At 62.8% G+C, this 6,999-nt stretch carries 7 protein-coding genes; 6 read left to right on the forward strand and 1 reads right to left on the reverse strand.

The genetic code is table 11. The features are described from left to right. Positions 1–361: 361 nt before the first annotated feature. Positions 362–724 (forward strand): hypothetical protein, encoded by a 363-nt coding sequence (locus CCR82_RS06470; protein WP_201244585.1) that lies wholly within the window; start codon positions 362–364, stop codon positions 722–724. Between the two features lie 84 nt (positions 725–808). After that, a complete protein-coding gene (locus tag CCR82_RS06475; protein ID WP_201244586.1) occupies positions 809–1,561 on the forward strand; it encodes a HesA/MoeB/ThiF family protein in 753 nt (250 codons plus the stop codon). Between the two features lie 64 nt (positions 1,562–1,625). Here the strand turns inward: CCR82_RS06475 and CCR82_RS06480 are convergent, their stop codons facing one another. After that, complete coding sequence (locus tag CCR82_RS06480) at positions 1,626–2,105, reverse strand: hypothetical protein (protein WP_201244587.1); 480 nt, start codon at positions 2,103–2,105, stop codon at positions 1,626–1,628. 423 nt (positions 2,106–2,528) lie between these two features. Here CCR82_RS06480 and CCR82_RS06485 point away from each other — a divergent pair, with 423 nt between their 5' ends. The 4 genes from CCR82_RS06485 to CCR82_RS06500 form a co-directional block, all read left to right on the forward strand. Beyond that, positions 2,529–3,254, forward strand: coding sequence for a BON domain-containing protein (locus CCR82_RS06485; protein ID WP_201244588.1), 726 nt, complete (start codon positions 2,529–2,531; stop codon positions 3,252–3,254). A gap of 414 nt (positions 3,255–3,668) precedes the next feature. Next, on the forward strand, positions 3,669–4,388 hold the full coding sequence (locus CCR82_RS06490) for a methyltransferase domain-containing protein (protein WP_201244589.1): 720 nt from the start codon (positions 3,669–3,671) through the stop codon (positions 4,386–4,388). Positions 4,389–4,682: 294 nt separating this feature from the next. Continuing rightward, positions 4,683–6,164: a SulP family inorganic anion transporter gene (locus tag CCR82_RS06495; RefSeq protein WP_201244590.1), complete on the forward strand. Its 1,482-nt coding sequence runs from the start codon at positions 4,683–4,685 to the stop codon at positions 6,162–6,164. A gap of 70 nt (positions 6,165–6,234) precedes the next feature. Then, on the forward strand, positions 6,235–6,999 hold a 765-nt coding region (locus CCR82_RS06500; protein WP_476702787.1), incomplete at its 3' end, for a universal stress protein.

The following is a 6,999-nucleotide window of genomic DNA, read 5'->3' on the forward strand; positions in this document are numbered from 1 at the left end:
CGCATCAAGCAGCGCTTTGAAGCGCGGCTCTTCCTCGTGCGCGACCGGGCGCAGGGTGATGTCGTGCACGTTCACGCCGCTACCTCGCCAACCAACAGTGGCGGGCAGTTTGGACCAGACGAAGGGAATTGTCCAGAATCGAGGGTAAATCCCTCAACTGCTGGTCAGTCAGAGTCAGAACGGTTTCGCCCTGCCCCCGAGAGCGCTGTTCATGGTCAAACAATCGCGAGGCACGTAGGATAACGACCCAATCACGAAATGATGACCGAGATCACCACCTCTTGGTCACATGCGACAAACCACGACCAGCACCGGACCGCGAAATGCGCTCCCCTAGCCTTCTCCCCAGGAGTCCTATCCGATGCAAACGACGCCACTGACAAGGCGCCAGACCCTGCGCGAAGTTGCGGCCGGCCTAGGCCGCAAGGTTCAGCGTTTCGCAACATCCCTCATGCCGGTCGACGCAGGCCGGCGTGGCGATTGCAACCGCTGCGGTGCATGCTGCAAGCTGCCTTATCCGTGCCCGTTCCTGCGCTACGGCGCCGAAGGTTTAAGCAGCTGCGCCGTCTATCATGCGCGCCCGCCGAGCTGCCGCAAATATCCGCGGACCGCGAGCGAAAACATCACCCCGGCCACCTGTGGCTACTACTTCGTCGATGTCGCGGACATTGGCCGCGCCACGCCCGTCACCGAACAAGCGGGCGGTTATAGTCGCTCAAGCTGATCGCCGGACCGAATCCACGATAGATCCGAGTAGCCATGGAACCTCAGGCTCGGGAGTGAAGACGAACGAACATAAGCGAACACCATGACACCGGATGAACAGACCCGCTACAGCCGTCACACGTTGCTGCCTGGATTTGGCGAGCAAGCACAGGACGCGCTAAAACAGTCGCGGGTACTGATCGTCGGACTCGGCGGCCTCGGTTCACCGGTGGCAATGTATCTGGCCGCCGCCGGCGTTGGTCGCCTATTGCTCGCCGACTTCGACGCCGTTGACCTCTCTAACCTACAACGCCAGCTCTTGCACACTAGTGAGCGCATCGGCTGGACCAAGGTCGACTCCGCCGTTGCCACGCTGCAGGCGCTAAACCCGCACTGTGAGCTAGTGCCGATCAAGCGCAGCCTGAGCCCGGCGCGCCTTGCCGAGTTCAGCGCCGAGGTCGACCTGATCGTCGACGCCAGCGATAACTTCCAGACCCGCTATGCCGTCAATGCCGCCTGCGTCAAGGCGAGCATCCCCCTCGTCTCCGGCGCCGCCATCCGCGCCGAGGGTCAGGTCGCGGTCTTCACGGGGCGTCCCGGCAATCCCTGCTATCAATGCCTGTATCCCGATGACGGACAAGAAGGCGAGCGCTGTGCCCGCGAAGGCGTACTCGCGCCGCTAGTCGGTATTATCGGCAGTATCCAAGCTACCGAAGCGATCAAGGTTCTCACCGGCTACGGCGCGCCGCTGTTCTCAACGCTTTTGCTCCTCGATGCGCAGACCATGGGGATACGAACGCTGAACATCCCTGCCGACGCGGCCTGCCCGATTTGCAGGCGCAGGGATGCGCAATAGCCAGTCCGCCCTGGATCAACGCCCCGCTGATCAGCGAGCTATCGAGCCCTCATATAGCGAATCATCAATAGCTCGGACCGGGAGTCGCTTCAGCCACGCCGGCCTTCGTCCAATCATTGAAGATGAGGGTCTCCATCCCTTGCGCGGGCACGGTGACCTCGCGGACGAAGGTCTTCTCGAAACCGTTCACAGCCACGTCATAGCGACCCGCCGGCAGCTTGGTCATCAGCCAGGGACCGGGGGAAAAGGCCCGCAGCACAGGAACCCCATCTGGCGTGGTGATGCTCACCGCGACATCGGTCAGATAATTGCCATCGGCAACCGCAAACTCGAGCTTCAGATTGTAATCGTCATACTCTTTCATCAGCGCTTCACGGGCCGAGTCTCCGACACCACCGCTCGCCCAGGGAGTGCCAAGATAGGTCCCTTGATCGATTGGAACCTCGTTGTCAGTCATCGCGGCTTCCGTCGCCAGCGCGACACCGACACCGCTCATGGAGAAGGCGAGCGAGAGTGCCACAATACGCTGTAAGCTTTTGCTCATGCTAGAACTCCTTATGTTAACGCTGTTGTTGATTGAAACATTCGAATCGCTTTCGGCGCGTTCACCCTGAGTATGAGCAATGGCGATGCCAAGTTAAAGCGAGCAGTCCCCGGGCTCACTCACCGACCGCCAACCGCACGCACATTCAACGGCACGCGCCGGATTGTGTGCTCCCGGGCTTGCGTCCGCGACGCCAAGCATCCGGGGCGCCGGGGCCCCAACAGATCCGCGCCCAGCATGCGATTTCACCCGATCACGGTTTATTTGCCCCACCAACACCGACTTGATGCTTTATGGATTCTCCCCCATCCGCTTCAGCTCGGGTTCTTCTCGACCGCCGTCAGATTCCGGAATGCGCCGTGCTTGTTGAATAGGACCGTCAACAAATGACGGCTGCTTACAACCACACCGAGGCCATCCCTTATGAGCACTGATAACGAACAGATCGACGCTGTGTACAAGGCCTGGCAAGACGATCCGGACATCGGCGAGCTAGCCGACCGTCTGCACCTCATACCGCAAAAGATTCATCCGGCCAGCCACTGGCGAGTCGTTGGCGAGGTTCCTTCGATTGCCGCGCGGCGCAAAGCCACCCTACTCGCGCGCGATGCGCTAGCGACCGCGGAAGTCGAGGACGATGTCTTGCTCGAGCCGGCGATCCGTGAGTCGGATGAAGCCCTCGCCGCCGAGGTGCGCCGCACCCTCCGGACCGAGCCACTGCTGAGTCAGGCCCGAGTCATTGACTCTGGCGACCGCCCGCCCGCTCTCGAGCAACCGTGGATCGGTGTGATCGTCAGCACCGGCGTCATCCATTTGGGCGGATGGGTCCCTGAGCAGTCGCTCGCGGTGCTGGCTGAAGGCGTGGCTTGGGAAACGAATGCCTGCCTTGATGTGCGCAACCTGATCAGCTATCAGCCGCTGCACGAGAACCCGGACGAAGCTGTCGCCGAAGCCGCGACGACCCTGATGCGCGAACATCCGCGTCTTAACGACCAACCGATCCATATCGATGTCAAGCTCGGAGAAGCGACCCTCACCGGCACAGTAAGCGACGATGAAAAGCGGCAGCTCGCCGAATCGCTATGCTGGTTCGCGCCTCATGTCCGCGGGGTCTCGAACCAACTTGAGATCTCAGGCGAACTGACCTGAGTTCGACGATGAGCAACGGGTCAGCACGGCAGCATCGTGGCGTGCCCGGACCAGCCGCCAATCATTCCCAGTACAACCGGCTGATAGCAACCACTTCTCAGTTTAAATACCCCAACTCCATCACCGGCACTGGGCGTCCTAGCGCACGAGCACCCTGTGCGGACCGACTCCTCGACTACCAACCGGACACCCGCTGTATACAGTGGCACCGGGAGACGCTGCTCGCGTTGCTCGAGTCCCCTGCCTCGACAGCCCCAGACAGGCCGCCACCATTGGTCGAGGTCGCGCCGGTCGAACGAGCCGAGATCGAAGCATCTACTCGATCTTCGCCAAGCAGACCTCAGCCCACTCGGCACTCGCCGCTGAACTTGCTAAGCAGCATGCCGAAGCTAAGTTGCTTGCGTCATCAGATTAATGTCAACACATTGGAACAACGAGGCCACAACACCACTGCATGAGGAACGCCTCGAGGCGGTGGTCAACGTCGTGCGCGCGAGTGCCGCCCGCAGCCTGCTCGATCTTGGTTGCGGCGATGGGGATGTGCTGGTGCGACTGGCGCGCGAGCCTGGACTTGAGCACATCATGGGGCTGGATCTCGATGACCGATGCCTAGAGCAGGTGCGCCTGCGACTCAATGCTGAAGTCTGTTCTCGCGCCCGTGCGGATGCGAGCGATGCGCCCGAGAAGCCCATTCCGGCCGAGCACGAACAACAAGGCCCCAAGATCGAGCTACGGCACGGCTCGCTGACCGAGCCCGATAGCGATCTCCTCGGCTTCGACTGCGCCCTTCTGGTCGAAACCATCGAGCATCTTGATCCGCGTGATCTGGGCCAAGTGGAGCAAGCGATCTTCGCCCGGATCCGCCCGCAAACAGTCGTCATCACCACCCCGAATGCCGAGTACAACCCGCTGCTCGAGGTGCCGCCGAATCGTTTTCGCCATCCCGATCATCGCTTCGAGTGGGACCGCGCGCGCTTCCAGCGCTGGGCGTGCGGCCTCGCCCAGCGGCACGGTTACAGGCTGCGTCACCGCGACATCGGCGGCGTGCATCCGCTCTATGGTGGCGCGAGCCAGATGGCGCTGCTTCGGCGCGACCTTTCTGAGAATAATACAGACTCGACGGCGTTAGCCTGATAGGGCTGGACGTTGAAACCTGGCCGCTGACGCTGCCGGGTCGAGATCAAATGACGAACGACACCCAGCTGGCAACGACCAGCAACCGCATCAACCCGGGTAGCAGGAGCCCCCTACTGCTTGCCGCCGGACTTGGTTTCAGCACGTTCCCATTGCCTGTATACTCCGCAGCAATATCGACCCCGAAGCCGCTCCCCTTCTCTGGATGCCTCCCGCCCCTCGGGAGCCGCGCCACCCTAGTTGATTGCCCATCGCTGGCCCTGAGGTCCGCGTCAGCCCTGGAACCGATCCCGCATGAAATCACTCCGCAAGGACTGGCTGTCCAATATCCCCAATGACCTGCTCGCCGGCCTGGTGGTGGCGCTGGCACTGATCCCCGAGGCGATCGCCTTCTCGATCATCGCCGGGGTCGATCCCAAGGTCGGCCTCTATGCCTCATTCTGCATCGCCGTGGTGACCGCCTTCGTCGGCGGGCGGCCGGGCATGATCTCGGCGGCGACCGCGGCCATGGCGGTGCTGATGGTCGATCTGGTCGCCGACCACGGCCTGCAGTACCTGCTCGCCGCCACCGTGCTGACCGGCGTGCTGCAGATCCTGGCCGGCTGGCTCAAGCTCGGCAACCTGATGCGCTTCGTCTCGCGCTCGGTCATCACCGGCTTCGTCAATGCGCTGGCGATCCTGATCTTCATGGCGCAACTGCCGGAGATCACGGGCGCCCAGCTGACCTGGGAGGTCTATGGCGTCCTCGCCGCCGGCCTCGGCATCATCTACCTGTTCCCCTATATCACCAAGGCCATCCCCTCGCCGCTGGTGGCCATCGTCGGGCTCACCGCAGCGACGCTCTACCTCGGCCTGGACATCCGCACCGTCGGCGACATGGGCCAGATGCCCGACACCCTGCCGGTGTTCCTGATCCCGGACATCCCGCTGAATCTGGAAACCCTGCAGATCATCCTGCCGATCTCGGCGACGCTGGCCGTGGTCGGCCTGCTCGAATCGCTGATGACCGCGACCATCGTCGATGATCTGACCGACTCCAAGAGCAACAAGAACCGCGAATGCGTCGGCCAGGGCACGGCGAATGTTGTGACCGGCTTCTTCGGCGGCATGGCCGGCTGCGCGATGATCGGCCAGACCGTGATCAACATCAAATCCGGTGGCCGTGGGCGGCTCTCGACCCTGGCCAGCGGTGTGTTCCTGCTGCTGATGGTGGTGTTCGCAAACGAATGGGTGGCGAAGATCCCGATGGCGGCCCTGGTGGCGGTGATGATCATGGTCTCGATCGGCACCTTCAACTGGGCCTCGTTCAAGAACCTGCGCGAGCATCCGCTGGACGCCAACATCGTCATGCTCGCCACCGTGGCGGTGACCGTGTTCACCCATGACCTGGCCCAGGGCGTGCTGGTCGGGGTGCTGCTCTCGGGCTTCTTCTTCGCGCAGAAGGTCGGCCGCTTCCTCTCGGTCGGCTCGACCCCGACCCGTGAAGGCCGCGAGCGCGTCTATCACGTCGTCGGTCAGGTGTTCTTCTCCTCGGCCGATCGCTTCATCGCCGCGTTCGACTACAAGGAGGTCATCGAGAAGGTCTGCATCGACGTCAGCCGCGCGCATTTCTGGGATATCACAGCCGTCACCGCGCTCGACAAGGTGGTGCTGAAGTTCCGCCGCGAGGGCACCGAGGTGGTGGTGGTCGGTCTCAACCAGGCCAGCCGCACCTTGGTCGATCGCTTTGCGGTGCACGATAAGCCCGACGCGGTCGAGAGCCTGATGGGGCATTGATCGGCAGCAGGTCTGCCCGACCCCCTGATTGACCCGTCTGACTGAAGCGCCCGCGCACGAACGAGGACCGATGCCGATGCAACCCGAAGACCCCATGCAAACCCAAGCCAAGGTGTTGGCCTGTGTCGATCAGTCGCACTTCGCCGACTTTGTCACCGATGCCGCCGCCTGGGCGGCCCGCCAGATGGACGCGCCGCTGGAGTTGCTGCATATCCTCGATCGCGAGAAGGAAGTCGCGCTCGGCAAGGACCACAGTGGCGCCATTGGTGTGAATGCGCAGCAGAATCTGCTGACCGAACTGGCCGATCGTGATGAGTCGCAAAGTAAAGCCAACCGCGAGCGTGGCCGCGAATTCCTCAACGCCTTGCGCGAACGCGCACTCACGCTCGGCGTCGCCGCACCCGATGTGCGCCAGCGTTATGGCGATCTCGAGGAGACCCTGGTCGGCGCCGAGGACCAGGTCAGGCTGTTCGTGCTCGGGCGCCGCGGCGAGTCGGCTGAGACCACCCAGCGCGATCTCGGGCGCAATGTCGAACGCATGGTGCGCTCGCTGAGCAAGCCGATCCTGGCGGTCACCGACCAATTCACCGAGCCCAAACGGGTGCTGATCGCCTTCGACGGCGGCAGCATGACCCGCCGCGGGGTCGAGATGGTGGCGGCAAGTCCCTTGTTCCGGGGTCTACCGGTGCATGTGCTGATGAGCGGCAAGCCGCGCCGCGACAGCGAGAAGCAGCTCGACTGGGCGCGCAGCACGCTGGAAGAGACCGGCTTCGAGGTGAGTCTGGCGCTCATCCACGGCGACACCGAGCGGGTCATCGCCCAATACGTGCATGAG

Source organism: Halochromatium salexigens (assembly GCF_016653295.1).
Classification (GTDB): domain Bacteria; phylum Pseudomonadota; class Gammaproteobacteria; order Chromatiales; family Chromatiaceae; genus Lamprobacter; species Lamprobacter salexigens.

Coding starts and splice junctions, on each gene's coding strand:
- CCR82_RS06470 (WP_201244585.1), top strand. CDS start 362: ATGCAAACGACGCCACTGACAAGGCGCCAGACCCTGCGCGAAGTTGCG.
- CCR82_RS06475 (WP_201244586.1), top strand. CDS start 809: ATGACACCGGATGAACAGACCCGCTACAGCCGTCACACGTTGCTGCCT.
- CCR82_RS06480 (WP_201244587.1), bottom strand. CDS start 2,105: ATGAGCAAAAGCTTACAGCGTATTGTGGCACTCTCGCTCGCCTTCTCC.
- CCR82_RS06485 (WP_201244588.1), top strand. CDS start 2,529: ATGAGCACTGATAACGAACAGATCGACGCTGTGTACAAGGCCTGGCAA.
- CCR82_RS06490 (WP_201244589.1), top strand. CDS start 3,669: ATGTCAACACATTGGAACAACGAGGCCACAACACCACTGCATGAGGAA.
- CCR82_RS06495 (WP_201244590.1), top strand. CDS start 4,683: ATGAAATCACTCCGCAAGGACTGGCTGTCCAATATCCCCAATGACCTG.